1 protein-coding gene is annotated in these 461 nt (G+C 65.7%); it reads right to left on the reverse strand.

Going from position 1 to position 461, the window contains the following annotated elements; all coding sequences use genetic code 11:
- Nucleotides 1–461: EF-Tu C-terminal domain-related protein (locus tag ACYQ8L_RS18625; RefSeq protein WP_459943316.1), on the reverse strand; the 461-nt coding region annotated here is incomplete at both ends.

Consider the following 461-nt stretch of genomic DNA (forward strand, 5'->3'; position numbering starts at 1 on the left):
GATCTTGGTCACGACGCCGGCGCCCACCGTGCGGCCACCCTCCCGAATCGCGAACCGAAGCCCCTCCTCCATCGCGATCGGCGTGATCAGGTTCACCGTGATCCGCACGTTGTCCCCAGGCATCACCATCTCCACCCCCTCCGGCAGCGTCACCGTCCCCGTCACGTCCGTCGTCCGAAAGTAAAACTGCGGACGATACCCGTTGAAAAACGGCGTGTGCCGACCCCCCTCCTCCTTCGTCAGCACGTACACCTCCCCCTCAAAGTTCCGGTGCGGCGTGATCGACCCCGGCTTCGCCAACACCTGCCCCCGCTCCACCTCGTCCCGCTTCACCCCCCGCAGCAACACCCCGATGTTGTCCCCCGCCTCCCCCTGGTCCAGGATCTTCCGGAACATCTCGATCCCCGTCACCACCGTCTTCTGCGTCGGGCGGATCCCCACAATCTCCACCTCGTCCTGCA

Source organism: Deferrisoma palaeochoriense, assembly GCF_054656955.1.